The 24817-nt window shown below is 54.1% G+C and carries 29 protein-coding genes, 1 pseudogene and 1 riboswitch; of the genes and pseudogenes, 8 read left to right on the forward strand and 22 right to left on the reverse strand.

Features of this window, described 5'->3' with window-relative positions:
- Positions 1–127 precede the first annotated feature (127 nt).
- The gene (locus tag P406_RS07035; RefSeq protein WP_017709554.1) at positions 128–1120 is read right to left on the reverse strand and encodes a beta-propeller fold lactonase family protein; all 993 of its coding nucleotides are present in this window, start codon (positions 1118–1120) and stop codon (positions 128–130) included.
- Positions 1121–1277: 157 nt separating this feature from the next.
- Positions 1278–2174, reverse strand: a complete 897-nt coding sequence (locus P406_RS07040) for a LysR family transcriptional regulator (protein ID WP_017709553.1) — start codon at positions 2172–2174, stop codon at positions 1278–1280.
- 117 nt (positions 2175–2291) lie between these two features.
- Here P406_RS07040 and P406_RS07045 point away from each other — a divergent pair, with 117 nt between their 5' ends.
- Positions 2292–3461 (forward strand): TDT family transporter, encoded by a 1170-nt coding sequence (locus tag P406_RS07045; protein WP_010924791.1) that lies wholly within the window; start codon positions 2292–2294, stop codon positions 3459–3461.
- An 8-nt stretch (positions 3462–3469) separates the two neighbouring features.
- Here the strand turns inward: P406_RS07045 and P406_RS07050 are convergent, their stop codons facing one another.
- The 7 genes from P406_RS07050 to P406_RS07075 all read right to left on the reverse strand — a co-directional run bounded on the left by P406_RS07050 (position 3470) and on the right by P406_RS07075 (position 6987).
- On the reverse strand, positions 3470–4072 hold the full coding sequence (locus P406_RS07050) for a uracil-DNA glycosylase (protein WP_052739322.1): 603 nt from the start codon (positions 4070–4072) through the stop codon (positions 3470–3472).
- On the reverse strand, positions 4072–4617 hold the full coding sequence (gene ppa, locus P406_RS07055; RefSeq protein WP_010924789.1) for an inorganic diphosphatase: 546 nt from the start codon (positions 4615–4617) through the stop codon (positions 4072–4074). The genes P406_RS07050 and ppa overlap by 1 nt, the downstream gene beginning before the upstream one ends.
- A 2-nt stretch (positions 4618–4619) precedes the next feature.
- Positions 4620–4973: a DUF190 domain-containing protein gene (locus P406_RS07060; RefSeq protein ID WP_046235779.1), complete on the reverse strand. Its 354-nt coding sequence runs from the start codon at positions 4971–4973 to the stop codon at positions 4620–4622.
- Positions 4974–4983: 10 nt separating this feature from the next.
- Positions 4984–5367 (reverse strand): fluoride efflux transporter CrcB, encoded by a 384-nt coding sequence (gene crcB / locus P406_RS07065; RefSeq protein ID WP_010924788.1) that lies wholly within the window; start codon positions 5365–5367, stop codon positions 4984–4986.
- A gap of 142 nt (positions 5368–5509) precedes the next feature.
- Positions 5510–5571: riboswitch (Fluoride riboswitch) on the reverse strand.
- A 292-nt stretch (positions 5572–5863) separates the two neighbouring features.
- Positions 5864–6235 carry a hypothetical protein gene (locus tag P406_RS28710; protein ID WP_145958166.1) on the reverse strand — a complete coding sequence of 124 codons (372 nt, stop codon included), beginning with the start codon at positions 6233–6235 and terminating at the stop codon, positions 5864–5866.
- 26 nt (positions 6236–6261) lie between these two features.
- Positions 6262–6486, reverse strand: coding sequence for a hypothetical protein (locus P406_RS07070; protein ID WP_231991812.1), 225 nt, complete (start codon positions 6484–6486; stop codon positions 6262–6264).
- Positions 6487–6675: 189 nt separating this feature from the next.
- Positions 6676–6987, reverse strand: a complete 312-nt coding sequence (locus P406_RS07075; RefSeq protein ID WP_046235780.1) for a hypothetical protein — start codon at positions 6985–6987, stop codon at positions 6676–6678.
- On the opposite strand from P406_RS07075, the gene tnpA reads away from it, so the two are divergent.
- From tnpA to P406_RS30150, 5 genes and pseudogenes are all read left to right on the forward strand, one after another.
- Positions 6986–7318 carry an IS66-like element accessory protein TnpA gene (gene tnpA, locus P406_RS07080; protein ID WP_046235781.1) on the forward strand — a complete coding sequence of 111 codons (333 nt, stop codon included), beginning with the start codon at positions 6986–6988 and terminating at the stop codon, positions 7316–7318. The two genes, P406_RS07075 and tnpA, sit on opposite strands and share 2 nt — an antisense overlap.
- A complete protein-coding gene (tnpB, locus tag P406_RS29715; RefSeq protein WP_004409766.1) occupies positions 7315–7650 on the forward strand; it encodes an IS66 family insertion sequence element accessory protein TnpB in 336 nt (111 codons plus the stop codon). Before tnpA ends, tnpB begins: the two co-directional genes overlap by 4 nt.
- Before the next feature lie 83 nt (positions 7651–7733).
- Positions 7734–9260, forward strand: coding sequence for an IS66-like element ISPsy43 family transposase (locus P406_RS07090; RefSeq protein WP_003317542.1), 1527 nt, complete (start codon positions 7734–7736; stop codon positions 9258–9260).
- A 1192-nt stretch (positions 9261–10452) separates the two neighbouring features.
- Positions 10453–10707, forward strand: a pseudogene (locus tag P406_RS30145) (HAMP domain-containing protein); the annotation flags it as partial.
- A 159-nt stretch (positions 10708–10866) separates the two neighbouring features.
- Positions 10867–11583, forward strand: a complete 717-nt coding sequence (locus P406_RS30150) for a methyl-accepting chemotaxis protein (RefSeq protein WP_370445645.1) — start codon at positions 10867–10869, stop codon at positions 11581–11583.
- Between the two features lie 1006 nt (positions 11584–12589).
- Here P406_RS30150 and P406_RS07100 read toward each other — a convergent pair.
- The 6 genes from P406_RS07100 to P406_RS30475 form a co-directional block, all read right to left on the reverse strand.
- Positions 12590–13231 carry an SOS response-associated peptidase gene (locus P406_RS07100; RefSeq protein ID WP_010924785.1) on the reverse strand — a complete coding sequence of 214 codons (642 nt, stop codon included), beginning with the start codon at positions 13229–13231 and terminating at the stop codon, positions 12590–12592.
- A gap of 211 nt (positions 13232–13442) precedes the next feature.
- A complete protein-coding gene (locus P406_RS07105) occupies positions 13443–13730 on the reverse strand; it encodes a hypothetical protein (protein WP_046235782.1) in 288 nt (95 codons plus the stop codon).
- Positions 13720–14370 (reverse strand): AAA family ATPase, encoded by a 651-nt coding sequence (locus P406_RS07110; protein ID WP_010924784.1) that lies wholly within the window; start codon positions 14368–14370, stop codon positions 13720–13722. Before P406_RS07110 ends, P406_RS07105 begins: the two co-directional genes overlap by 11 nt.
- Positions 14371–14468: 98 nt before the next feature.
- Positions 14469–14669 carry a hypothetical protein gene (locus P406_RS07115; protein WP_046235783.1) on the reverse strand — a complete coding sequence of 67 codons (201 nt, stop codon included), beginning with the start codon at positions 14667–14669 and terminating at the stop codon, positions 14469–14471.
- 336 nt (positions 14670–15005) lie between these two features.
- Complete coding sequence (locus P406_RS07120) at positions 15006–15416, reverse strand: hypothetical protein (protein ID WP_046235784.1); 411 nt, start codon at positions 15414–15416, stop codon at positions 15006–15008.
- 93 nt (positions 15417–15509) lie between these two features.
- Positions 15510–15665 carry a hypothetical protein gene (locus P406_RS30475; protein ID WP_015061790.1) on the reverse strand — a complete coding sequence of 52 codons (156 nt, stop codon included), beginning with the start codon at positions 15663–15665 and terminating at the stop codon, positions 15510–15512.
- Between the two features lie 397 nt (positions 15666–16062).
- Between P406_RS30475 and P406_RS07125 the strand changes: the two genes are divergently transcribed.
- Positions 16063–16383: a hypothetical protein gene (locus tag P406_RS07125; protein WP_046235785.1), complete on the forward strand. Its 321-nt coding sequence runs from the start codon at positions 16063–16065 to the stop codon at positions 16381–16383.
- Between the two features lie 75 nt (positions 16384–16458).
- On the opposite strand, the gene P406_RS07130 is transcribed toward P406_RS07125, so the two are convergent.
- The 7 genes from P406_RS07130 to P406_RS29725 form a co-directional block, all read right to left on the reverse strand.
- A complete protein-coding gene (locus P406_RS07130; RefSeq protein WP_046235786.1) occupies positions 16459–17757 on the reverse strand; it encodes a Y-family DNA polymerase in 1299 nt (432 codons plus the stop codon).
- Entirely contained in the window at positions 17735–18160 is a 426-nt protein-coding gene (locus P406_RS07135) for a LexA family protein (RefSeq protein WP_046235787.1), read from the reverse strand. Before P406_RS07135 ends, P406_RS07130 begins: the two co-directional genes overlap by 23 nt.
- 138 nt (positions 18161–18298) lie before the next feature.
- Positions 18299–19612, reverse strand: a complete 1314-nt coding sequence (locus P406_RS07140) for a replication initiation protein (protein WP_046235788.1) — start codon at positions 19610–19612, stop codon at positions 18299–18301.
- A 562-nt stretch (positions 19613–20174) separates the two neighbouring features.
- Positions 20175–20528: a hypothetical protein gene (locus P406_RS07145; protein WP_046235789.1), complete on the reverse strand. Its 354-nt coding sequence runs from the start codon at positions 20526–20528 to the stop codon at positions 20175–20177.
- Positions 20519–21169 carry an AAA family ATPase gene (locus P406_RS07150; RefSeq protein ID WP_046235790.1) on the reverse strand — a complete coding sequence of 217 codons (651 nt, stop codon included), beginning with the start codon at positions 21167–21169 and terminating at the stop codon, positions 20519–20521. The genes P406_RS07145 and P406_RS07150 overlap by 10 nt, the downstream gene beginning before the upstream one ends.
- A gap of 128 nt (positions 21170–21297) precedes the next feature.
- Entirely contained in the window at positions 21298–23307 is a 2010-nt protein-coding gene (locus tag P406_RS07155; protein ID WP_046235807.1) for an LPD7 domain-containing protein, read from the reverse strand.
- A gap of 332 nt (positions 23308–23639) precedes the next feature.
- Positions 23640–24059: a hypothetical protein gene (locus P406_RS29725; RefSeq protein ID WP_046235808.1), complete on the reverse strand. Its 420-nt coding sequence runs from the start codon at positions 24057–24059 to the stop codon at positions 23640–23642.
- Between the two features lie 220 nt (positions 24060–24279).
- On the opposite strand from P406_RS29725, the gene P406_RS29730 reads away from it, so the two are divergent.
- Complete coding sequence (locus P406_RS29730; protein WP_046235791.1) at positions 24280–24579, forward strand: hypothetical protein; 300 nt, start codon at positions 24280–24282, stop codon at positions 24577–24579.
- Positions 24580–24817 lie beyond the last annotated feature (238 nt).

The raw sequence follows: 24817 nt of genomic DNA on the forward strand, positions 1-24817 counted from the left end.
TCACGCATCACTGGCTCATCTCAATGAGCGACGGCGATCCATCATCCAGGACTCATCATTTTCACTCATTATTATTCACTTGGTCGTGGAGTATCAGCAGGCCCCCATGAAGGCCTGCGCTGTTCAATCAGTCGGCCTTGAGCGTCGACACCACCTTGTTGCTGTCGAGATCGACTGTGGAGATACTCAAGTCCTCATTGAGGACATACGCCTTCGACTTGTCTTTGGTGAAGACAATGGCCTGGCGGGGTGCCTTCAAACCGGTCACAGTGGTGGTCACTTTCAGCGTTTTGGTGTCGATCACTGAAAGGCTGTTGTCACCGAGGTTACCCGAGTAGACGTGCAGCCCGTCTGGAGTGAGGGCTGCGCCGTAGGGGTCTTTGCCAACCATGACGGTGGTTGTGATGGCGCGTTTTTGAGTGTCGACAACTGCGATGCTGTTACTGCCGCTGTTAGCCGCGTACAGCGTATTGCCGTCCGCCGATATGGAGATGGCGCGCAACTTGTTGAAGCCAGTGATCTCACCTTCAATCGTATTGGTCTTGCTGTCGACCAGGGTAATTTTGTCCCCAAGAAAGTTGGTGACATAGACGGTTTTGCCGTCAGGGCTTACTCGGATGCCCTGGCGCGGTTGGGAGAAGCCAGGTACCACAGCTACTGGCCGCTGGTGATCAAGGTCAATGACCGACAGCGTGCTGGCCGCTTCATTGTTGACGTAGAGCAGGCTTCCGTCCTTGCTGAGTGTGGTACCAAAAGCACCTGCGCCCAACGGAATATCTGCGATCACTTTTAAAGTCTTGGTGTCAATCTTGCGCACGACCCCCAAACTGCTGTCGGAGAGGTAGAACACATCGCCAGTTGGCGAAAACACAATATTTCGCGGCGTGACGTAGCCGGTGAGAACCTGGCGAACCTTACCGGTTTTCAAATCATAAACCACTACATCTGGACGCTGACTGTAAGAGACCACCGCCGTCGTTTCATCAGGGCTGACGGCCAGCGAGTTGTTGTGAATATCGCCGTCAAACGTCCAGCGATCTTGCGCGGCCCACGCGCTCATCGATGCGGCCAACGCAACACCCAACGTCAGGGCTGTGACGGTTTTCTTTATCACATTCATCAGAGTTTCCTCATAGGGTAAGCAAGGCATCCAGTCGCGCCTTGGCATATATAACTCGTTCATCGCTGCAAGGCAATGAGTTGACTTTATGCGTCGTTGATAAATTCCGGAAACAACTTGTTTTGGTAGCTCTTACCTGTTTTATAAATAGGTCTAGCTATTCCTGGCTCACGAATTGACTGCAGTTTTCCCAGAATCGCTCAAGCCCAGGCGAGATGTATTTGTCCCGGTGGCGGATCAGAAAAAAACGTCGGGTCAGTGCAGGCAACGCGTGCGGCAGTTCAACCAGAACTTCAGAGGCCAGTAGATCCCGAACGACCCAGCGGGACAGGCAACTGATGCCAATGCCTTGTGCGAGGGTATGCTTGATGGCCTCCGAACTGCCGATCTGGCGCGTTTCGGCGAGATCGTGCAAATGACGCAGCAGCAATTGTTCGACTTCTTCACGGGTACCAGAACCTGGCTCGCGCAGTAGCCATTCAGCGGTACGAAGATCATCAAGTGTGACCTGCTGCTTTAGTGCCAAGGGGTGCCGTTGGCCTGCGACAATAAGCAACTCATCAATAAGCCAAGGCTCGGCACTGAGTTCGGGCAGGTGGCAAGGCCCCTCGATCAGGCCCATATCAATCTCGAAATCAGCGACTCTTCTTGCGATAGCCATGCTGTTGGCCATGTCGACATCGACCCTCAAATGTGGTGTTGATTGACGTAGCTCACCGAGAATTAATGGCAGAACATAATTGCCTATCGTGGTACTGCATCCTACCCGCAAGCGTGTCTTCAGCCCGGCATGGCCGGGTAAGAAACTGGCCTCTATCTGTTGTGCATTCTCAAGCATCCTTCTGGCTTGAGGCAGTAAGGCATGGCCGTTATCGTTCAGCACTAAACGCTTGCCTACACGGTCGAACAGCCTGGTATCCAAGGCGCTTTCCAACTCGTTCAGTGCGGCGCTGGTTGCAGATTGGGACAGTGATACCGAAATGGCGGCGCTGGTGGTGCTACCGTGCTGCGCGACGGCGCAGAAAATTTGTAGCTGGCGTAGGCTTAGCTTCAAGTAATCTACCTTCTTAATAGGTAATATAAACCTATACTATCCGTTTTTACCGCTATGCCCATCAAGCTATACTTCAACCATGTCATATTGAAGGCACACTGAAGCGGGAGCGCGAAAATGAGTGAGACACGACTCGCAGCTATAATGGGCGGCAGCCATCCACTGGCGGCTTTGTCCAATCCACGAGAAGCGATCCGGCAGTTCACACCCAACTGGTTCGCCGCCACGATGGGCACCGGGATTCTGGCGCTGGCTCTGGGCCAACTGCCCTTTGTTGCGCAGTGGCCCAAAGCGTTAGGGGAAGCCTTGTGGTTTTTTAATATCGTGCTGTTTTGCCTGTTTACGCTGATGTACGCGAGCCGTTGGGTATTGTTCTTCGACGAGGCCAAACAGATCTTCGGCCACTCCACTGTATCGATGTTTTTTGGAACTATCCCCATGGGATTGGCGACCATCATCAACGGTTTTCTCCTTTATGGTTTGCCACGCTGGGGGGGTGGGGTAGTCGCTTTAGCGGAAGTGTTGTGGTGGATCGATGTCACCATGGCATTGGCCTGCGGGGTGCTGATCCCGTATATGATGTTTACTCGCCAGCAGCACAGCATTGATCAGATGACAGCGGTATGGCTGCTGCCAGTAGTTGCGGCTGAGGTGGCTGCCGCCAGTGGCGGTCTATTGGCTCCGCACCTCGCTGATGCGAGCGCACAGTTCACCATGCTCATCACCAGCTACGTGCTGTGGGCCTACTCGGTGCCCGTCGCCTTGAGCATACTGGTGATCCTGTTACTGCGCATGGCGCTGCACAAACTACCTCATGAAAGCATGGCAGCATCGAGCTGGCTGTCTTTAGGGCCGATCGGTACCGGGGCTTTGGGGATGTTGCTGCTGGGCAACGATGCTCCAGCAATCTTTGCTGCTCATGGAATGGCAAGCATCGGCGGCGTAGCCGAGGGCATTGGCTTGATCGGTGGTGTGCTGTTCTGGGGGCTGGGATTGTGGTGGATGGTATTGGCGCTGCTAATTACCGGGCGCTACTTTAGGGAGGGCATTCCCTTCAACCTCGGCTGGTGGGGCTTCACCTTTCCGCTGGGAGTGTACGCCGTAACAACCCTCAAATTGGGCTCTATGCTGCACCTCACGTTCTTTAGCTTCTTTGGCGTGGTGCTGGTGTTGATGCTGACTGTCATGTGGATGATCGTCGCGGCTAAAACCCTGGCTGGTGCCTATCGCGGCAACTTGTTCGTCTCGCCGTGTATCCACTCGCTGAACAAGGCGAGCAAAACCTGAGCCTTTGGCTACTTGATCGACTGTTTGGCGTGACGCAGTGTGGACAAAATGCGCTGCCTAACATTCGGGTGAGTGCAAACAGAAAGGGGACTTGGGTGTGGCATTTCCAGCAATGAAAAATTAGGGAAGGCGAGCCGAACACGCGGTATGGCTTTCTGGGCAACACGTCCGGCAAACACGATAGTGACGAGATCAGGGAAAAGCGTCAGTAGCGTGATCAGCATCTCGATACCTTCCTCAATTTGCGCTCTGCGGAGCGGACCCTTGGGCTTATCGAGATCTGGTAACCAAGGGTACAAATTCCAAAGGACGGTTTTGTGACGTGCCAGTCCAACCTGCTCAATGAAACCTTTCAGGTTGCGTTGTGCAGGCCCCGGATTGTCTCTTGAGACATACCGTGGAAGACTGACCGTTCGAGCGGGCGATTCCAACAAGATCAATACCCTTGCGAAGACGCCGCCATCCAGTGGATCGAAATACGGTAAAGTTCTTCCGCCCGTGGACTGGGCCATTACCCAGCGCGTCAATTCAGCAGTTTTCGGCAGCAGCAAAAAGTCTTCTCTTACCTTCAGAGAAATTTCCTGCTCTGCGCTCTTCTGATTGAGTAACACTACTTGCAAGCCTCCTTCTTCAGGTTATAGGCCGCTACCGATTTACGAATATCTTCCCGCGCTTCGTCTGCGCTCCCCCAGCGGCCCATTTTCACCCACTTACCCGGCTCTAACGCTTTGTAGTTTTCGAAGAAGTGCTGAATCTGTGCGAGGAGTAACGCAGGGAGGTCAGAGCATTCCTTTACATTGCTGTACATAGAGCTGAGTTTTTCATGAGGCACTGCGATTACCTTGGCATCCGCACCAGCTTCGTCCGTCATGTACATCACACCTACTGGGCGACTGCGGATGACAACGCCAGGTGATACCGGGTAAGGGCAAATCACGAGGACGTCCAAAGGATCGCCGTCATCGCTCAAGGTATTTGGAATGAACCCGTAGTTAGCCGGGTAGAACATCGGCGTGCTGAGGAAGCGATCAACGAAGATCTGTCCACTTGGCTTGTCCACCTCGTACTTGATCGGCGAGTGGTTTGCAGGAATCTCGATAACGGTGAAAAAGTCATCGGGGATCGCGTTACCAGCTGGAATGTCCGTATAGCTCATGTTCACAGCTCCGAAGCTTTGGAAGGGGCTGAGCTGGAAGGCGTTTTTCCAAGTGTGCCCATCTCGATTGGCGTCTTGGTGAAAAACACCGATATTTCCTCACAGTCCAGTCGCTTGAATAACCGCTCTGCCTCATCCTCCGTGATTGCCAAGCGAATCTCCGTGGGTTGATCAGCCAGCTCAAAAAAGTGCGATGAGTGTAGTTTCCCAGTGTGTCCAAAACCTTCGATTCCAGTACATAGCGTGGCACCGCGCAGCCCCATTTCCTTAGCCACGTCGACGATCCATTCGCCAAGCATTTTTCCTTGATAACGACGGTTTTGTTGGGTGAAGAAAACGACCATATAACCTTTCATTTTAATCTCCTCAGCGAGTACCAATCATTTGGTAGGACAGTAGTCCGGCAGCGGTCATCGCTAACGAACCTACGACGTGCAATGAAATTGAGCCGAGGGCCCAAAGCAATCTCCCTTCTTGGATTAGGGCAACTGTTTCGGCTGAAAAGGTGGAAAAGGTGGTAAGTCCCCCACAAAAACCCGTGATAATTAGCAGGCGCCATTCGGGGCTTAAGGAGGGAGATGCGGCCAAGAACGCGATGGCCAGGCCGATGATGTAACCCCCGACCATGTTCGCCACCACAGTGCCTGGGGGAATTGTCGGGAAGAGTGCGTTGAGCTTCATGCCTAGGAGCCAGCGCAACCAAGCACCAAGTGATGCACCGATGGCGATAACTAATAGTGATTTCAGCATGGCTGCAATTCTCCTCTGGTCTGGTAGAGCCGAGGAGGTACTGATAATCGCAGATTGCGATAGAGAGCTGCTATGAGATTTGAAGTCAAGATCCTGTCCTAGATTAGAGGACAGGGAGGCGAACCTACGCACCCTGTCCAGGGTTTACGTAGGCATCATCAGCACGAGGCGGTTTCAAGGAGGAATGCCATCTCCTGTGCAGATCCTATAGCAACAGTACCGATAACTTCAACCTCCACGCCCCGAAATCAGTGCGGCCTATAGGTACGCTGTCTCTACTGTCATAGTGACCTGAGCCTACCCAGCGACCTCAATGGAAGTTCGAAAATAGGTACATCGGAATTCCAATCCAGTTGTTCAAGACGGGTTCGGCAGACGCTTACTCTCAGGGCGTGCAAGGCTCCAGCTTTTAGCGAAACGCTCGATGACTCGTTGGCGGAGCGGATGGTGGTCCATTCATTCAATTCCTAGCGTTACGAAAGCCCAGGGTCAGGGTTCAATAATCGTCATTTGAGGAGCTGAGAATGACTTTGAATCGCCATCCTATCCCTGGGATTTCACCTACGAGATACAGGATGAATACGCTGACAATGAAAAACGCAGCTATTCCTACAATCCAACCAATAATTGGTAGCTTTGACGATTTTGCGGCAAGGACACCGGGCCAAATGGATAATCCCAAACAGGCGGCCATGACAGGAAGGTAAAGAAGATGCGTACAGGTCCAGAGAACAAACGATGGTAGGAAGTGACGGCTATTCCAAGCAGACATAACTCCTGATACCCCGCACAAAACGAGATAGCCAATCAGGATGCCTTTCCAAGGTCCATATCGGTGTTTTTCGATAAAACGTTTGATGTACTCCAAACCGCAACCCCCTGATTCATCAGCTCCTATTCGTCTAGATCGGCACTTTGCGTTTTACAGCCCTTGGTGACCCAGGCGTCATAGTCCATGCGAAGCTCAGAAGGCAGTTCAGGTAAGCCTTGAGCGGCATTAACTAAAGATTCAGCGTCTTCAAAACGGCCCAGAATCCACGTAATGAACCGGATGCGCGATGTAGGGCGAGGCTCTGCATTCACATCCAGGGCGTCGGCTAAAGCCGATGCTGCTTCCATCGTTAGATCCAGCTCACTCGATGACGTCATTCGAATTCCCTCTCCTTTTTTCCGGACGCAAGGTTGTGCGTCCTTCTACCTACTTAGCCCCGCGTTTACGGCAGGGATTGTGGTGTACTTGGGCGATTTACCTACGTATGTAGGGGCTGAGTTAAGTAAGTCGGCTCTGGTCGTTATCGAAGTAGAGGCTCATTGGTTCAGTCTCTTGATTTTATTCTTAACCAACCCGTGGAAAAAATGACAAATCCCGCAGATTGCTGCCATCAGCATGATGAGCGGTGTCCAGCCTTCGGCAATGGCTTTTTGGTCCACTGGTTGTTCGGCGGCTAAACCCAACATAACGATGGCCACCATCGCGAAAACAACTAGCACACCGCAGAAGAATGCAGATCTACAGTAACCGTCCGGGCAACACACCTTCCTGACACCGTCGCTTGAGGCGATGGTGTCCACCCAAATATAGGTGGACACCATTTTTAGCCTTTTTAAGCGGACGCCCATGCCACAAGAACGCCGTTCCTATTCCAAGTCCTTCAAGGCCCAGGTCATTGCTGAGTGCGCCCAACTTGACACTTCAATTGCCAATGTCGCCTTGACCCACAACCTCAATGCAAACCTCGTCCATAAATGGATTCGGGTGCATGCACAGAAAAACCTGACACTTCAAACCGCCTTCATTCCGGTCAAGACATCGCCGCCGGTGCCGATGCATCAGGCCCTTCCTGCCACGATCCGAATCGAAGTGCCGCATTCAAAAGGCGTAGTCGTGGTGAGTTGGCCGGCAGAAAATGCAGCGGCGTGTTCTGCTTTCCTGCGAGACCTGCTGCGATGATCCGCATCGACTCCATCTGGCTTGCCACCGAGCCCATGGACATGCGCGCAGGCACTGAAACTGCGCTGGCGCGGGTCGTGGCGGTGTTCGGTGCGGCGAAGCCGCACTGTGCTTATCTGTTTGCCAACCGTCGTGCCAATCGCATGAAAGTGCTGGTGCATGATGGCTTGGGGATTTGGCTTGCTGCCCGGCGCTTGAATCAAGGACGTTTTTTTTGGCCGGGCGTGCGGCACGGCTCTGAAGTCGAGTTGGATGCAGAGCAACTTCAAGCCTTGGTGCTCGGCTTGCCTTGGCAACGCGTCGGTTCCGGAGCAGCCATCACGGTGCTCTAATTCGCCTGCCATGGCCTGCTTGCCAGCGCAATTGGCCCATCAGTCTATCGCCGCCACTAGCCCTCTCTGGCAAAATCGGCGGCATGACTTCGCATCCGAATCTCGATCAATTAAACCCTGAAGAACTGCGTGCCTTGGCGGCGCAGTTGATCCAGCGCGTCGAGACGATGGACAAGCAAATCACTCATCACAAATCGGTCAACGAGAAGCTGGCCCACGAGATCGCGCTGCTCAAACGCTTCAAGTTTGCCAAGCGCAGCGAGCAGTTGAGCCCGGATCAAGCCAGCCTGCTCGACGACTTGATCGATACGGATATCGCCGCTATCGAAGCCGAGTTTGAGGCGCTGCAACCGGCACCTGTCGAAGCCAAAGTGCGCCAGCAACCCAAGCGCGCACCGCTGCCACCGCAGTTTCCTCGCACACTGATCCATCACGAACCGGACAACAGCCACTGCCAGTGCGGCTGCGCACTCAAGCGCATCGGCGAAGACGCCAGCGAAAAGCTCGACTACACGCCCGGCGTGTTCACAGTCGAACGCCACATCCGTGGAAAGTGGGCCTGCGAACAGTGCGAAACACTGATCCAGGCGCCGGTACCGGCGCACGTCATCGACAAAGGCGTCCCGACCGCAGGCCTGCTGGCCCACATCATGGTGGCCAAGTTTGCCGACCATCTGCCGCTGTATCGCCAAGAGAAAATCTTCGGCCGCGCCGGGCTGCCCATCGCCCGTTCGACCTTGGCGCAGTGGGTGGGCAACTGCGGCGTGCAATTACAGCCGCTGGTTGATGCGCTGCGCGAAGCCGTGCTGACGCACGACGTCGTTCACGCCGACGAGACGCCGGTACAAATGCTGACGCCTGGTGCGAAAAAAACTCATCGCGCTTACGTCTGGGCCTATGCCACCAGTCAGTTCTCCAACCTGGCGGCGGTCGTTTACGACTTCAGCCCGAGCCGCGCTGGCGAACATGCCCGAGCCTTCTTGGGCAGTTGGAACGGCAAGCTGGTCTGCGATGACTTTGCCGGCTACAAGGCAGGCTTTGAACTGGGCGTTACGGAGATCGGCTGCATGGCCCATGCCCGCCGGAAGTTCTTCGACTTGCACGTGACCAACAAGAGCCAGGTCGCCGAAAAAGCGCTGAACTACATCGCGGCCTTGTACGAAGCTGAACGAGAAGTCCGAGAGCTGGAGCCGGGTGATCGGCAGCGAATACGGCAGGAAAAAGCAGCGCCAATCGCCGACGCACTTCATACCTGGATGATCGCCCAAAGACAGCTTGTGCCTGAGGGTTCGGCCATCGCCAAGGCGCTGGATTACAGTCTCAAACGCTGGATAGCGCTGACGCGCTATCTCGATGACGGTGCCGTGCCCATCGATAATAACTGGTGCGAGAATCAAATCCGGCCGTGGGCTCTTGGGCGTTCGAACTGGCTGTTCGCGGGATCGTTACGCAGCGGTAAACGTGCAGCGGCGATCATGAGTTTGATCCAATCGGCGCGACTCAACGGCCATGATCCGTATGCTTATTTGAAGGACGTCCTCACGCGCCTGCCGACGCAGCGGGCAAGTGAGATTGCGGAGCTACTACCGCATAGGTGGCGACCGGTTTAGTTGCGCAAGACGGGATGCCCGGACGCACCTCCAACTGGTGCCATTACCGGTCTACTTAGCCTTTATGCTGGTTATCCATGCATTCCTCCCTACAGCTTCGCCCGGTTCAGCCGATAGTTTTCGTACCAAGAGAAGCGCGGCAATTCGATCCTGTAACAAAGGAGAGTAAGCGGCTTTTGAGGAAGATCTCTTGGAATGCTTTCATTACCTCATAACCATAAATGAGAGATGGGCACTTTTTAACGCCTAAGAAAGCACTCACAGACCTTGAGTGATCGAGAACCCGATGAATTTATTAGCGCCTGCCCTGTTCGTTACCAACCGTGTTCGATTCCCCATGAAATTCGCAATTTTGGGATTTATTGTCCTGATTCCTCTGCTCCTGCTAGGCACCCGGGTGATGCTTTCACTGAACACGAGCATCACGGGCATCAAGCATGAACAGGTGGGTCAACAATACTTGTTGGACGTCACCCCTATCCTGCGTCTAACCATGATTCAGAGGGCGCTGACACACGGCATGCTCAGCGGTGACACCAACGCAGTAGCCAATGCAGCACGCAATGCTGAAAAGCTTAACGATGCCTATGCGACTCTTGCTGCGCAGGACGCAAAATTTAGCACCCAACTGGCAACGACAGACCGAGTTCAGACGTTGCGTACCGCTAGTGTGCAGCTGGTTGAACGCGCCAAAGCAGGCGAAGCACCTTTGGTGATCTTTTCCGCGTGGAACGACCAGTTAACCGACCTAATGAATTTCGTTTACTACATTACGGCCACTTCCGGCATGATTTTGGACGAAGATGCAGGTTCGTTGTACCTCATCGATCTAAGCTCTATACGTCTGCCTCGGCAAATAAATCTGGTCGGACAGATTCGCGGTCTGGCCAGCGGTTTTAGCGCTGACCGTCCTCTGGACGACACCACTCGTATTTTTGCCCAGACTTTGTTGAAACAGGAGCTGCTAATGCGTCAAGAGTTGCAGCAGAGCCTTTCCCTGCTTCGCCGAGAAGAGCCGAAATTATCTGGTGTAGTTCAGCCGTCTGTAACAACAGCCATTACCGACCTGGAAAATCTGCGTAAAGACCTGGTGGACTACCTTGATCCGAGCAAGCGCTCAAACGTGAATGCCAACACCTTGGGCGAGCGTGGAAACGCCGTCGTTGCTCAGTTTTACAAAGCTCAGGATGAGATGCAGGAATCGCTGCGAATTCGAATTGATGAGCGTCTGAATACACTGAGTAATGAGCGTACTTTCGGCACTGAGCTATTTATCGCCATTGCGATACTGCTGCTCTATGCGTTCGTCGGCATCTACAAGGCTCTGCGGATTGGGGTTGATGAGCTCCTAGCTGTGACGGCACGTATTGCTCAAGGCGATCTGAGCGCGCGCGTCCGAATCAACAGCCACGATGAAATCGGTGATGTAGGCGAGGGACTTAACCGCATGGTAACGGCCTTCTCTGGCTCACTGAGCCAGGTGGAGCGTAGCTCGCATTCAGTCTCAGATGCGGCAAAGCGACTAGAGATCTCCATAGGCCAAGCCAAAGCCTCAATGAACTCACAACAGGCTGAAACCGAGCAGGTTGCTACTGCCATCAACGAAATGACCGCGAGCGTTGCCGACGTGGCCCAGAATACCGAGGGCGCAGCACGTGCCGCTGAATCTGCAAGCAGTGCGTCTAACGACGGCTTGAAAGTTATGATTGAAACAAGTGCCGCTATTGAGGCGTTGGCCAACGAAGTGGAGCTCAGTGCAAGCAAAGTCGAAGCGTTAGCGACACACAGCAAAGAAATCGGTGGTGTCATCGAGGTCATCAGTACCATCGCGGATCAGACTAACCTGCTGGCCCTCAACGCGGCCATCGAGGCGGCGCGAGCTGGCGAGCAAGGCCGTGGTTTCGCGGTCGTGGCTGACGAAGTGCGGACTCTGGCCTCGCGCACACAAAACTCCACAGAAGAAATTCGACGGATCATCCAACAGTTGCAAGGCGCTACTGATGCCGCTGTTCAACAGATGAAAGCTGGGCAAACCCGAGCTAGGGAATGCATTCAGGCAGCGAGCCAAGCGTCTGGCAGCCTGAACCAGATCAATGAAGCAGTAGACGGAATTGTGGGCATGAACACTCAGATTGCAAGTGCGGCGGTGCAGCAACATTCGGTCTCAGAGGATATCAATCGCAACGTCATCGGCATTCGAAACAGCAGCTTAATCGTCATGGAAGGCGTAGAGGACAACGCCGTAACGGCTGACGAGCTTTCATTGCTCGCTAATGAACTTCGCAGCGTAGTCGGCAAGTTTAAGTTATCCAGCAACGCTTGAAAGGAATCTCAAGCGTTTCAATTGTTGATAGCACGAGAAAGTGCTTTGATCGGGTCTGACTGGGGTGATGATGCCCGGCAGTCCCTGATCGACATTGAGGGCTGAGCTTCATCGTTGCGCAATCTCGTAAAACAATAGAGCCAGCTACGCTAGATGACTTGCCCGGACGGTTACGGTCAGCCGATCTGCTGGGTACTGGTTCATGAACGCTACGCTCTGCTCCGGCTGCGCAGTCAACCAGTCCATATACGAGCCAGATCGTTGGTACGGGCTTAACAGACAAAAAAACGCCCCAGCCGAAACTGAGGCGCTTTTCCTCTTGACCCTAACCCTTACAGATCATTGTCAAAATGGTCCCGCAGGAACTCGTACAGACGGTGAGCCTGTAACGCGAACCCGACGAGTTTCCACATACGCTTAATCAGATTAAACATACATTGGCCCTCCTTGAGTGGGGCCAAACCTCGGTGCGCTTACTGGCTTACGCGACACGTTGGGGAATACATAGCGAATGCTTCCACAGAGGCGGCCGGGGGTTAGATGTCGAATTAACTCCAGCGCGGATCTCACCCCGCGTCGAACATCATGGAACTGTTTTCTATCCCTTTTCGCCTTTGCTGAACACCCGCCCCGTAGGGACGTGGGTCAAATCATAACGCATATGCCGGCGGTTACAGCCACCTGGGCTGTATTTTTTCAATCAATGGTCAGTATGGTTCTGTAGCTGCCAGACGTAGTGGGTATCCCCCCCTACAGCCGTAGCCGGCGCACGTCTTAGAAACCTTTGAACCTGGGGTAATCGAGGTTTCCTGCAGCATCTCGGTTCTCGACCAGTTGTCACACGTGTCAATGTGCAGTAGTATTCGATTAAGCGAATGCTCCACAGAGGTAATGCTTGTTTGGCCTCAACCATTCAAGCCGTAAAAAACCGCCTACTCAGGGCGGTTTTTTTTCGTCCATCAAAAGATGGTAGGAGGGATGATTCGCATGCATCAGGTAAGGCTTATCACATCGCCACCGCCAAACGATCTGCCGGGTACTGGTTCATAAACGCCGCGCTCTGCTCTGGCCGCGCAGTCAACCAGTCCGCATACGAGCCCCTGGGCAAAATCACTACCATGCGCTTTTCATCCTGGGGCTTGTGGTACGCCTTCATGAAGTCGTGATCATCTGCATTCACGGTCAGCATAGTGTAGCTGTGCAGGATCTGGTCGGTGGACGGATCGCGCCACTGCTCCCACAGCCCAGCAATGCCCAGCAGCTCGCCGTCTGCACGGACTATACGCGTGGCTATTGCCTTGCCTGATCGCCAGTCCGGCTCGTAGATGGCCACCGCTGGGATAATGCAATGTTGCGCCTGGCGGCATGCATGTCGGAACGACGGTTTCTCGGCCACTGTCTCTGATCGAGCATTGTAGGTGTGTTTGGCAAACTTGCTGTCCTTGCTCCAGGACGGGATCAACCCAAAGGAGCCGGTCAGCACTTCCATGGTTGCGGGAGAATCGTTGTCATCTGCCCGGCCATCTGGGCGGCGCAGGAATGGGCCAATGTAGCCAGGCCACAGATCGAGCCTGCCCTGGTCGAACAGTGCGACCCCGAACACATCAGCGACCTGGTGGGGTGACGGTGCTTCATAATGGCTACACATAGTGGCTCACGGGGGCATGTGGATGTACTAATGTGAGACGCCGCCCTGCCCTACCGTTCCATTTAATCGACTGGTTTCAGCCTAATGCCAGAAACGATAAAAGGTGCCTTAGGCACCCTCTTCGTACTATTCGTAGCCCAAGAGCTGGCTACCATGTGCCCAGCCCATTTGAGAATGAGCAACCCAATAATTAATAATTAATAATTAATAATTAATCCAGCGTGTAACCTTGCGCTTCCAGCGCATGCTTAACTATCGCGCTGACCGTCCTGAGTGCTTTGCCGGAGCGTTTATTTTCACGCACATCGTCCTCAATTTTCTCCAGTATGCCTGGGGGCAAGCTGATCGATACGGGAACTGGCTTCCGCTTATCCGGTGCCTTTCCCAACGGGGTGGAGTCATAAGGCTTGTCAGCAAGCTCTCGGGCCAGGCGTTCAGATGCTTCCTCGCTGACCTGCCCCCTCCTATTTGCAGTCTCACTCGCCTTTTTAACTGCCATGGAACACCTCTTTCAACAGACTCTTTATCTCGTTGGCTGCTTCACGGTTTTTCCCTTCTAAAACTGACATGCCCGAAGGAATGGAGTCTTTGTATGCTTTCCGATAGAAGCCGACTGAATCCAAAGGCTTGATCTCAGGATATTCGGAAAGAAATTCCAGGAATTCGCGCCTCTCAGTGATACGAACTGCAGGGTTTGGGGAAGCCATAGATTGATAGGCATATGCCTGCAGGTTTGGGTTCAGATCTCTGCAGCGCATGACTTGCTCTTGTAGCTCCCCAAGGGTGTCCAGATCGAGCTGGCTGCATTGGTTTGGGGCAATTATGATGTCTGCCACTACTGCTCCGGTGATCAATTCACGCGAGTTTCTACCAGCGACGTCGACAATCACATAATCAAATTTCTCGCTCAGTGTTCGCAGCGTAACCGTGATGTTGTCGCGTTTTTCAATCAGGGTGATCTTCGGTTCCAGTTGTGCCGCTTCACGCTCTGCGTACCATTTCGAGGCGCTGCGTTGCGCATCTGCGTCTACCAGGCAGACATCGTGGCCTTCTATTGCCAACCCAGTTGATACGTTTACGGCAGTGGTAGTTTTGCCTACGCCGCCTTTGTTCCCGCCAACGATCACGATTGTGCCCATGGGGGCCTCCTAAATTAATTCGCAATTAATAATTAATAATCAGCTCTGCGGGGCTTACAGTCAAGACAGATCCAGTGCAGATAGGTCCATCCCCCTACTCAATGATCTAGAACGATCCGTCGCTTGCCTTTGATACCGTCGATGTCAGTCGTTATAAGGATCAGCGTGCCGGTAAAGCTGTTGCCTGTGTAGAAGCGGATCCACTCAGCTGCACGTGCTGCACTGGTGGTGAATTCGTTGATGATCGTAGTAACACCTTCGTCATCAATGACCGCTCCAGTAAGCGCATAAGAGGTCATTTGCCATTCCCTTAGCCCAGATTGGACGGCACAGCTCCCTGCGTGCCCGAACGGACACGCAGAGGCCATTCGCTGAAGCCAAAAACAGCTTTCAGGTGATAAGGGAATGCTTACTAAGAAACGACATGAGCGACTCGGCGACGCAGGGTGCCGCAACCTCACCGGCAAACTGTTTTATCCAATAGCGATATTTAGGGTCTGCAAGGTCACGTAACAGCAAAGGACGAGCTGTGATACATTTCATGTTGAGCATGATTTTCCACCAGGTTGATTGTGTTCACGCTGGGGGTGGTTGCACCCATCCCCAGCACCTTCTTTAACTACCTTCTCCTTCTATTAGCCCATGAATGCCAGAATCGGCACGATATCCTGTGGCACTCGACCTGTAAGGATTAGAAAATTTCGCCAGATCTCGTAAGGCACGTCTTGGCTCCCCTCCTTGAACTTCCTAATCCGTCTGTCTGATGCGATGCGAAGCAATCCCGCCAGCTTTTTATCCGTCGCATACGCGTCGAAATGGTCCTGGAAGTGCCGGAAATAGGACCTGACTATTTCAGCGTGAGGTGCTTCCCATCCTTCGTGCTTACGCAACAGGTGAGTACGCGGAAACAAAGCCTCGTCCAGATCCTTCGGACCTGGAATGCTAGGTGCGTGCAGGTTTGCTTCGAGCTGCTTTATCGCCTCGCGAGTAGCCATATCGAAAATCAATCTCTGCTGTTCAGGGATACCAGGTAGCTCAATCTTCATTGTCATCCCATTAATTAATAAATCATAATTATTAATTGCCAATTAATAAAATATACTGAGGAGCGTAAAGACTGGGGCCTTGCGGCCCCTTCTTCACCGTGGTGACAGTTCGATACGCTGAACGTCTGAAACACGGATGTTGACCAGGTTCAGCGTCCCTGTTGCCAACCTTTCCCAGTAGCCTTGCTGATGCACATGCATCAACGCGTAGAAAAGGTAGTCAGGTAGAACGATGTCTGTTCGGTTCACCAGGACACCTATGTATTCAGGATTGAACACTCGCCCTGGTGCGCCGCATCGTTCTGCTGAACCCCGACGAATTATCCAAAAATGAGCCTCTGGAAAATTCGTCCGGATAGTCGCTACATCTGAAAGTCTCATCTCGTTCCTCGTAGGTGGCAACGACTAGCCCCCTCAGGTTCGAGTGGCTCTCTGCGTGCCACCAACAAAGACATAATAGGCCCATATGGGCCTAAAAACAAGAATTATTAATTATTAACTCGTAATTAATAATTAAGCAGCAACGAGCGCTTGGAATAGATCACTTAGCCTTTACGACCCAGAAGTGATTTGATTTCCAGCATCCATCACTTAATCTGCCTGAGCTGTGCCAAGCAACAGGTAAAAAAGCTCGGAAGAGCTGACAATGGAGAAGTCGATAGTGTCGAAGAAATTCATAACCACGTGGTTTTACGCATCTAAGCACTCAGAAACTCAAGACGTTGGTATTTTCAGAACCAAATTCAGGAAAATCTACGATGATCGCTCTGTGGATTTCGATGAGTTTTCACAGCGCCTTGAAGAGGCATATAACAATTTTGATGAGAGAGGCTATGACGTGGTCAACATCGTTCCAGTGGCCATGGGCTCGTCGGAGAACTGCAATCAGTCCAATGGAAATTATGTTGGAGACGTTGGCTTCTCGCTGACGCGAGGCGCAGTAATTGTTGGAAAACGCAGAGATTAAGCTAGCAAATAAACCTCTGGAATTTCAGAGTCGCCGAGAGTTTTCCTTGTCTGACCTGGGGATCCTGGCACTTGATCAGTTAGCCTTTACAACCCACAGCTGATCAAGCCGCGTCGTGTAGCTCATGCTCATCAGCTCACGGCGCATCCCCCAATCCGGAACGGCTGGTACTGATCCTGTACGCAGCGTCCCGCGTCCCCACTTGCCGTTGATCGTGTCCAAAGTAGCCATCAGTCGATCTGAACTCGCCGGCTGATTGATGGTGAACAGATCGTCGGTGAATTCGCCTGGCTGGCAGATATCCATCAGCAAGACTTCGGCTTTACTGTACCTGAAGCCTGGTCGAAAAATCCGCGAAACCGCCTCGGTCGCGTATTGGGTCATCAGCCGCACATCGTTGGTGGGGTAGGGGAGCTGCACCAGAGCGCCGTTTGCATACTTGGCTTCGTCAGGATTGAACATGCCGGTGCGAATGCTAACCCGGATCTTTTTACACACCGATCCCTGAGCGCGTAATTTTTCAGAGGCACGCATCATGTAGGTGGCCACCGCCTCTTTGATCGGCCCCAGCTCGGTCAGCCGCTTACCAAACATTCTGCTGCAGCAGATCTCCTGACGTGGTGGTTCGACTTCGTCCAACTCCAAGCACGCGGTGCCCGCCAGCTCGCGTGCCGTTTTCTCGATCACAACACTGAATGTTTTGCGCAGCATCCGAGGATCGGCCATGGCCAAGTCCTTGGCCGACAGGATCTGCATGCCCTCCAGGTGCGCTTTCATCTTTCGACCTATGCCCCAGACCTCTCCGACAGATGTATTGCGCAGCACCCAATCGCGTTTTACAGGGTCACAGATGTCAACGACCCCGCCAGTGTGCGCCTGAAGACGCTTTGCCGTGTGGTTGGCCAGCTTGGCCAGTGTCTTAGTCGGTGCAATCCCCACACCCACGGGAATGCCGGTACAGCGGTAGACTTTGGATCGAATTGACCTTCCCAACTCGGTCAGATTGCCAGGCAAGCCGGTCAGGTCTGCAAACGCCTCATCGATGCTATAAACCTCAACAGCAGGGACCATGGACTCAATGATGGCCATCACCCGCTGGCTTAAGTCGCCATAGAGCGAAAAATTACTGCTGAACGCCAGGATTCCGTGCCGGCGCAAAATATCTTTGATCTGAAAATAAGGCGCGCCCATTTTCACGTAGGGTTTTGCATCGTAGCTGCGGGCAATAACGCAGCCATCGTTATTGCTGAGTACCACAATAGGCACCTTGACCAAGTCAGGTCGGAAAACGCGCTCGCAGCTGGCGTAGAACGAATTGCAATCGACCAGACCAAAGACCGGCGCTGGCTTGTTACTCAAAGCTTGTGACGCCATGTCGCACAACGCCCCATATCGACAGCTCTTCACCTTCCAAAATATGCCGAGCCGGATAGGCGGGGTTGGCTGACTTCAACACCACATGATCGCCCTGCAGGATGAGGATTTTGCACACCGGCTCGTTGTTCAGTGCCGCAATCACGATGCTGCCACTGGACGGCTTTCGCGAACGATCTACGACCACCAGGCTGTCATGAAAAATCTTCGCACCTTCCATGCTGTCTCCATCAATCTTGGCCACATAGATGTGAGGCGCACGCAAGTCCATCAGCCTGTCGAATGAAAAGTCCTGCTCGATGTGATCCGCTGCTGGATTAGGGAAACCGGCGGGGATTTTAAAGGTGTAGAGCGGGATGACCATTCCGGACTCGCACAACCGACCGAGTATTTTGACGTTCATGACGCGAACCTGACTGAGAACAGAGTTAACTGTATGGACGTACAGTTAACGGCGCGCTGCGGTTTCCCGTCAACTCAAGCCGACCAACAGCACATAAGCCGTTCTCTGATCACACTGAACTCATTCAGCCACGCTCCATCATGAACAATCGTCATGTTCTGTTTTTAAGGGCTCTCCGGCTTGCGGCCCCGGTGGGACCGCAGATATCTGATGTACACCGGACTGCACACTCGGAGCGCGGCGATTTGCAGCCCGGGCCGGAGCGGGTTGGGGGGTAGCTGTATCGACTTGGCCATGTGCACCAGAGGCAGCCATAGCAGGCTGACGGGTGACCTTGAGAACGCTCACAGTGGATGGTTGAGAGACTTCAGTGAGAATGTGCGTGTAGCTGGCCACCGTTCTCACCGACACGCCGGCGAGTGTCGCAATGGCAGAACGTACCAATGCCTTGCCCTGGCCTTGAAGCTGCCTGCAGGCGGCACGGATCTTCGATTCTGTGGCTTTGTGCCGCAGCTCATTGGTGCGCTTCGCAGCCAGGCTCTGCCGCTCGGTGAGCGACAAGCTGCCATCGAGCTGCATTGCGCCTCGATGGCAACGACGATCACCGGTGTACCGATCCCACGTCCAGCGACCTACGGATTTGACCGTGGCGCGTATCGACGACAGCGGCAAGTTTTCCGAAAAACCCTGTTTTAGAAAGCTGTTGTGGTTGTACGCATACGCATCGAGCGAGCGCATGAAAGACTCAAACGACCCCAGCTCGCGCTCGCGATTGACGATGCTGTACGCAAAATAACGCAGCTGCTCGAACAGGATGCAGTGCCGCGAATGGCTGACCTGGTCGAGCTTGGGCCCTGTGGCCCACGGCTTGACGGTCAACTCCACAGCGCTCGCCAGTTCGCCCAGTTCATACACATGACAGTGAAATTCGGTCGTTTCCCACCAAGGGTGACCAGGTGTTTTGGCCACAGGGCCACCGTGGTAGTCCACGTCCGCATCGAGGCGAGCCGCAAACGCGGCATAGATCGCTTTCATGTACTGAATCGGCTTGGCCCGTGCGTTCTCGGTGGTACACACGGACGGCACGGCATAGAACAACTGGGAATGGCCGCTCTTGCGGTTGCGCACCATCAGGTTCGGCGCGGGCAACCCTGCATCGTCCCAGGCCAAGGCGTTGGCATGGTCCAGGTCGAACACCAGCCAAGACACCATGCCGGGGCGATTGACCTGCATATAGGGATAACGCAGCGCGTATTCACGAGGGCGAATACGGGTCGCGGTTTTGTCATCGCTGCACCGCGCCATGTATGGCGCTTCCAGCAATAACCGATTGAGCGCGGTGCCGTCTTCAAAAAAGCGGGTCGGAGGCATATGGGTGCTGATGGCCATCGGATCGGCGTTGGCCGTGAGCGAGGAGGCGAGCGAACGGCTGGTTGCCTGGTCGTGACTCATGCTTCACCGCCCTGGCCAGCAGGTCGGCCACCAGGCAAGGATGCTACACAAGGAGCCAGCTGGGAGGGCAGGGGGCGATCATCGCCGACGCACTGCTGCAGAAGAATCTTTTCCATAAGTCCACCGTTCAGCGGTGAACTGAAAGCTCCACTTTTGACGACTTGCACAAAGCCGCAGTGAACGCCATAATCAGCTCACGTTATGTGTGTTGGACAGGTCTCCTTCTCTCGAAAAAAGCAAGGCCTGTTCAAGTTTTTCCAAAAAGCCCCGCCGGCAAGCGGGGCTTTTTGGTTTCTGCTATTTGGCTAAATCGTTAGAAATTTTCCCGTCTACGCTCATTCGAGCATGAAAAATATGGCATCCCAGCAACGGTGGGCAGGCAAAGTGGGTGAACACTATCACCCGAATTCCCCATCCGCAATGAAAATGCCATTTTTTACAGCTGATATTGCACCGATTTTTTTGCATGGTACGAATGGCCATAGGCCTTGCAATACGGGGCTTTCAGCGATACGAATGAAGTAATTTATGCAACTTGAATAACTTACGTAAGTTAAAGCGCTTACTCGTCTTCCGTAAAATCGGTGATGGGCTCAGCATTCGAAGCATTCTCAAGCAACGCAATCAGATCAGCCTTATCCAGCTCCTGGAGGGCCATGATCCCAGCACGAATCACATCGGACCGAGATATGCGGAAGGTCCGTGGCAAGAGAGAAATCTTATCTATCTGCCTGTTGACGTCTTTAGACAGGGAAAAAGTAGTACGCACGAATGTAGAAGCTTTCTTACGCTTGCGCTTAGGCTCAGGGGTAGCACTAACCGGTGCAGCAGATATAAAAGCCAGTGCGGCTTCGTCGTTTGCCTCCGAAGAGGGGGAGACCTGCTCAGGCTTACGAATCAAATCTTTCAATCCCATTTTGCAGCCCCCCAAAGCTCTGCTGCCAACGTCTCTATTTCTTCTTTAGCACGTGCGTCAGAGTGGCTCTCCAAGACCGAACATCCGTCCTCATCCGCATCGTCGTAGACATTGCGAGCCGTAGTAATAGCGTCAAGAGGTTGAATGCCGAATGAGCGGCATGCTTCTTTGGCATCCAATATCCGCTGTATCTGGCTTGGAAGGGCTGGGCATTGCGTGATCACTGCACGTACATTCAATGCTGGATTTACAGCTGTCGCCAGTCGCGCCAAGTTATCGACCTTGGGAAGGGTTTTGAGATCTCGTCGCTTGGGGCGAAAAGGGATCAACATATGAGTCGCAACCGTCATTGCTGACCGCAGCGCCTCCGAATCAGATCCTCCAGCATCGACCACGATTTGCCGGTAGCGGCCACGTAAGTCTGTAAGTGTTTGACGAATATTCCCGTGTGCCTGCACAACGGGAATCGCAGGTAGGTCTCCTTGAGCGGACCGTTCAGCAGCCCAGTCAGCAGTTGTGCCCTGAGGGTCTGCATCAAGAAGCAGGACATCACCTCCGCGAGCCTGCAACCAAACAGCCAGATTTTGAGCCAGACAGCTTTTTCCACTGCCGCCTTTTTCACCACCTAAAAGTAAGATCATGATCTACCCTGTGTAGCATTTATTGAAGTGACATAACTTACATAAGTTATTGAACTTTTACTACGAGAAATCTATTGCCGGTTAGAAAAGTCCCACCTCTAGACAAGGAGGTGGGTTATCTACACCGCTCAGTCCACGCTCATGCCGTCATCTTCATCCGGGGATGACAGCTCCGGTGTGCCTGCTGCGGCGGCCTGCCCCTTGGGCGTGGTCTCGGCCACTTCCCGCTCAGGAGCGACCGGCTGCACTGACCATTCGCGGCGGTTGACCGTTTTGTCCGTTACAGTGCCGTCCTCTTCGATGACCTGCACCACGACAGGCTGGGTGCCCAGGTCTTCCAAACGTACCTGGTCGCCTTGCTTCAGATCTGCGTCGCTCATGGCCTCTTCCAGCCCTACGCCCCACACCGTGCGGGGCTTACCGCCCTCAGGCTTGAGCGTCACGAAGTAGCTCATCTGGTTGTCGTCATTGTGCTGATACGGTGCTTCCCCATGCTCGATAAGCGTGCCCTCGATGACTTTACTTCTGGACGGCGCTGTCTGGCCCGTTGCTGCTTGAGATGTAGGAAACAAACGCTCCTCCACCTCATTGACTATCTGGGCAGCCATCGCCGTGAGGTGATCCAGGTCATCGACCGACTGAGGCGAGTTTTCGACTTGCTTGTAAGCAGCGACGATGCTGGCTTTGAACGCTTCCCGGTAGCTGTCATTTTCCATGTAAGCCGTCAGCAGGGCAGCCGCTTCTGGGGTCTTGTCATCCGTCGCAATGATCCAGATGGCATGGTCTTCACCTCGCAAGCCCATGACCGTATCAGAGGCCCTGACATCCGCTTCGGACATCGGAAAATCACGACGCCATTGCGCTTCAAGCCTGACCAGCTCGCTGGGGCTCTGCAGGTCAGGGTCGTTGACCCGCGCAGGCTTCGCGGCTTCTGGGCTCACCGGTTCAGGCGCAGCGTCTGAAGGCGTTGGCACGCGGGTAGGCGTTTCTGCTGAAGCCGTTGCTGCGGAATCCACCGCCGGTTGGGCACGCTGCGCCTGCCATTGCGAAAACGCCTGGTCGCCTTTGGGCTGGCCACGCTCTGGAATGGCCAGGGTAGTCGCCACAGTCTCCACAAACGCAATGCGCTCCGACTCAGGCACGGTGTCCAGCTGGGCGGCAAGCGCCTGGCTTACCTGCTCAGCCGTTTTGCCTTCTCCATATAGGGCTTCGATTGGCACGGTAAGGCCCAGGCGATCCGCCTGGTCCCGCACGTCCCGTGTGGCGTCGTCCACGTGCCGCGGCAGATCGTTGGCAGGTCCTATGCTCTGGCCACCGCGCTCGACGTCCAGCTCTGCACGGCGATCCGCCAGGCTTTGATTCATGGCCTTGTCTGTGAAATGCACGTCAAGACCGTTCTTGGCCACCGCCTCGATCACCAGCTTTTTGAATTCAGCAGTGCCATTGATCGTCAGTGTGCTGCCGAACCTTTCTTTGGCCAGTTGGAGGGCCACGGACACTCCTGACTCGGTAATGCCCGTGCGGCGCATGGAAATGGTTGTGCCCGTGTCGACAAACAGGGTCTTGTCGGTCTGTTTGTCCAGGTAATGCACGTTCTGACTGAACTTGGCCTTGCGCGTGTAAAGATCCTTGGCGCTGAGGTCGCGAGCCCGCTCACTGGCGGCGGCTGGATCAACCTGTTTGGCGAAACGATCCATGACCCGCTTCACCTGGTCACGCACGCCTTCACGGCCTGGGCCCCGCGCGCCGCTGATACTGAAGCCTGGGTCTTCTTTTTCATCGTTTAGGAGATTGCGTATGGCTGCACTGCCCATGAGATTTACCTCGATATTGGGTTGGGGTTTGTGGAACTGTTCACGTGCTTTGAGCCGCTCGAAGGTCAGCACGGAAACCAGCTGCGCCTTGTCCTGGCGGGTTAAGCGTTTATCGGAGAACACGGCGCGCCTGAGCGCGTAATACTGTTGATCGATCCGGCGTATGGCCTGGCGATGATCCGGGGCAATCTGGTTGTGCTGCGCTTGCCGCGTGAAATACGCGGCCACAGTCGAGGCCTGCCTGTTAACGGTTAGGGCCTTGATCGAGGCGCGCTTGAACACCAGCGCCTTGTCTGCGGGACGTTTGAGCGGATCGAACAGCATCCGGCCGCGCTGCTCGATGTCAGCCACCCTCGCGACCCGGTGAGGGTTCTTGGCGTAAGGCGGGACGACAGACCCTGGCCGCCATTGGCGGGGAGGGCGGGGCTTGCCTGTATTCTTGGGCCTGCGTCCGGCGGTAGATCGGCCAGGCGTTGTCGTCGCCTTGGGCACCTGGCTGGCCACCTGCTGGTGGCTGGATAACGCGCCAGACGTGGATCGATAGAACACCAGCGCGTTGTCAGATGGCCGCTTGAGTGGATCGAACAGCTGTCGGCCACGCTCCTCGATGTCAGCAATGGTGGCCACGCGATGAGGGTTCTTCGCGTAAGGCGGGACTACGCGTCCTGCTCGTACTCGGGCGTTTCGGGGTTTTCCACCTCCGGCCCGGCGTCGGGCTGTAGCGCCTGCAGGCGTTGCTGTTCCCGTTGCTTGCGGAGAAACGGCGGCATGCCCGCTTCCTCCTCTTCCGCGCTCAACTGTGGACCCGCCCCCTCTTCCCCGTCTTCCTCCTGGTACAGGTGGTCGCAATCCAGAATCTCCTCCTGATTGCGGCTGTCCCAAGTGAACGTGTGCATCACTGGGCAGTAACAGCGCACCGTCACGGCTTCGGGCCGATCCGGCTTGCCGGTGATCTGCCACATTGCTGACGGACAGGTTTTGCAAGCCATCGGCAGGCTCGGCAGTGCGTCGCCCCGTAGTTTCAGCAGGACTTCGCTGGTGATCTCTCTGTCGTTGCCCGGTGTGTACTGTGTCATTGTGTTCTCCATGGACTTGGTAGAATTTCTGCTCGCGCTCAGCAAGCAACTGCTGACGCTCTTCTGGGCTGGAAGCCACATAACGTTTGCGAAACGCCGGTGTCGCCTTTTCCACATACTTGATTTCCATCGCCCGTTGCGGCCATTCAGTTAACCGCTGGGCAATGATCGCTTTATCAAGCGGCTCCTTTTTCAAGTCGCGCCTGACGATAAAGTCATCGTGAAAAATGGTTTCTTTAAGGTTGGTAAACTTTGCATCACCCGGCAACTTGACGGCCACGTACTCGTTGTCTTTGCCCTGGTTGCGGATTCGCGTCTCTCCGTAGGTGGCCGCCAACTCGTAAAACGCGTCACGGGTGGTAACATTCTTTTCAATTACCTGCTTAACCAGCGCTTGCTTGAACTCACGATTCTTACCGTAGAAGTCATCGCCCTTGTACCTAGACAACACGCTCGCAGCATCAGCAATGTCTACCCGGACATGCTCTCTGGGGGACGCAAGGCTGTACTTCTGGTTTAAGTATTCCTGGAAAGCTTCAAAGTACTTCTCATGATTCTTATAAAAGCCCACGGGATTGGCTTCATTGCCACTAAGCAAGTTAATTCGCGGCACGATCACATGAATATGTGGTTTGCGCTCGACAGGCTTGCCAGTCTTCTTGTCAGTTACCCACTTGATCTTCGGTAAATGCGCTTCTGCATAAAAATTGAATTCTTCCGCTTTATACGCATACATGAGAAACTGTTTAAATTCGCCT

The organism is Pseudomonas syringae pv. coryli str. NCPPB 4273, assembly GCF_000972175.1.
GTDB lineage: Bacteria > Pseudomonadota > Gammaproteobacteria > Pseudomonadales > Pseudomonadaceae > Aquipseudomonas > Aquipseudomonas syringae.

Excerpts from the sequence above, each read along its gene's own strand:
- P406_RS07070 (WP_231991812.1), bottom strand. The coding sequence starts at position 6,486 with ATGGAAGCAGCATCGGCTTTAGCCGACGCCCTGGATGTGAATGCAGAG.
- tnpB (WP_004409766.1), top strand. The coding sequence starts at position 7,315 with ATGATCCGCATCGACTCCATCTGGCTTGCCACCGAGCCCATGGACATG.
- P406_RS07145 (WP_046235789.1), bottom strand. The coding sequence starts at position 20,528 with ATGGGATTGAAAGATTTGATTCGTAAGCCTGAGCAGGTCTCCCCCTCT.
- P406_RS07100 (WP_010924785.1), bottom strand. The coding sequence starts at position 13,231 with ATGTGTAGCCATTATGAAGCACCGTCACCCCACCAGGTCGCTGATGTG.
- P406_RS30150 (WP_370445645.1), top strand. The coding sequence starts at position 10,867 with ATGACCGCGAGCGTTGCCGACGTGGCCCAGAATACCGAGGGCGCAGCA.
- P406_RS07125 (WP_046235785.1), top strand. The coding sequence starts at position 16,063 with ATGGAGAAGTCGATAGTGTCGAAGAAATTCATAACCACGTGGTTTTAC.
- P406_RS07045 (WP_010924791.1), top strand. The coding sequence starts at position 2,292 with ATGAGTGAGACACGACTCGCAGCTATAATGGGCGGCAGCCATCCACTG.
- ppa (WP_010924789.1), bottom strand. The coding sequence starts at position 4,617 with ATGAGCTATACGGACATTCCAGCTGGTAACGCGATCCCCGATGACTTT.
- P406_RS07035 (WP_017709554.1), bottom strand. The coding sequence starts at position 1,120 with ATGAATGTGATAAAGAAAACCGTCACAGCCCTGACGTTGGGTGTTGCG.
- crcB (WP_010924788.1), bottom strand. The coding sequence starts at position 5,367 with ATGCTGAAATCACTATTAGTTATCGCCATCGGTGCATCACTTGGTGCT.
- P406_RS07075 (WP_046235780.1), bottom strand. The coding sequence starts at position 6,987 with ATGGGCGTCCGCTTAAAAAGGCTAAAAATGGTGTCCACCTATATTTGG.
- P406_RS07150 (WP_046235790.1), bottom strand. The coding sequence starts at position 21,169 with ATGATCTTACTTTTAGGTGGTGAAAAAGGCGGCAGTGGAAAAAGCTGT.
- P406_RS07090 (WP_003317542.1), top strand. The coding sequence starts at position 7,734 with ATGACTTCGCATCCGAATCTCGATCAATTAAACCCTGAAGAACTGCGT.
- P406_RS07140 (WP_046235788.1), bottom strand. The coding sequence starts at position 19,612 with ATGAGTCACGACCAGGCAACCAGCCGTTCGCTCGCCTCCTCGCTCACG.
- P406_RS07120 (WP_046235784.1), bottom strand. The coding sequence starts at position 15,416 with ATGAAGATTGAGCTACCTGGTATCCCTGAACAGCAGAGATTGATTTTC.
- P406_RS29725 (WP_046235808.1), bottom strand. The coding sequence starts at position 24,059 with ATGACACAGTACACACCGGGCAACGACAGAGAGATCACCAGCGAAGTC.
- P406_RS07135 (WP_046235787.1), bottom strand. The coding sequence starts at position 18,160 with ATGAACGTCAAAATACTCGGTCGGTTGTGCGAGTCCGGAATGGTCATC.
- P406_RS07155 (WP_046235807.1), bottom strand. The coding sequence starts at position 23,307 with ATGCTGTTCGATCCGCTCAAACGTCCCGCAGACAAGGCGCTGGTGTTC.
- tnpA (WP_046235781.1), top strand. The coding sequence starts at position 6,986 with ATGCCACAAGAACGCCGTTCCTATTCCAAGTCCTTCAAGGCCCAGGTC.
- P406_RS07130 (WP_046235786.1), bottom strand. The coding sequence starts at position 17,757 with ATGGCGTCACAAGCTTTGAGTAACAAGCCAGCGCCGGTCTTTGGTCTG.
- P406_RS07115 (WP_046235783.1), bottom strand. The coding sequence starts at position 14,669 with ATGACCTCTTATGCGCTTACTGGAGCGGTCATTGATGACGAAGGTGTT.
- P406_RS07105 (WP_046235782.1), bottom strand. The coding sequence starts at position 13,730 with ATGGCAGTTAAAAAGGCGAGTGAGACTGCAAATAGGAGGGGGCAGGTC.
- P406_RS07110 (WP_010924784.1), bottom strand. The coding sequence starts at position 14,370 with ATGGGCACAATCGTGATCGTTGGCGGGAACAAAGGCGGCGTAGGCAAA.
- P406_RS07060 (WP_046235779.1), bottom strand. The coding sequence starts at position 4,973 with ATGAAAGGTTATATGGTCGTTTTCTTCACCCAACAAAACCGTCGTTAT.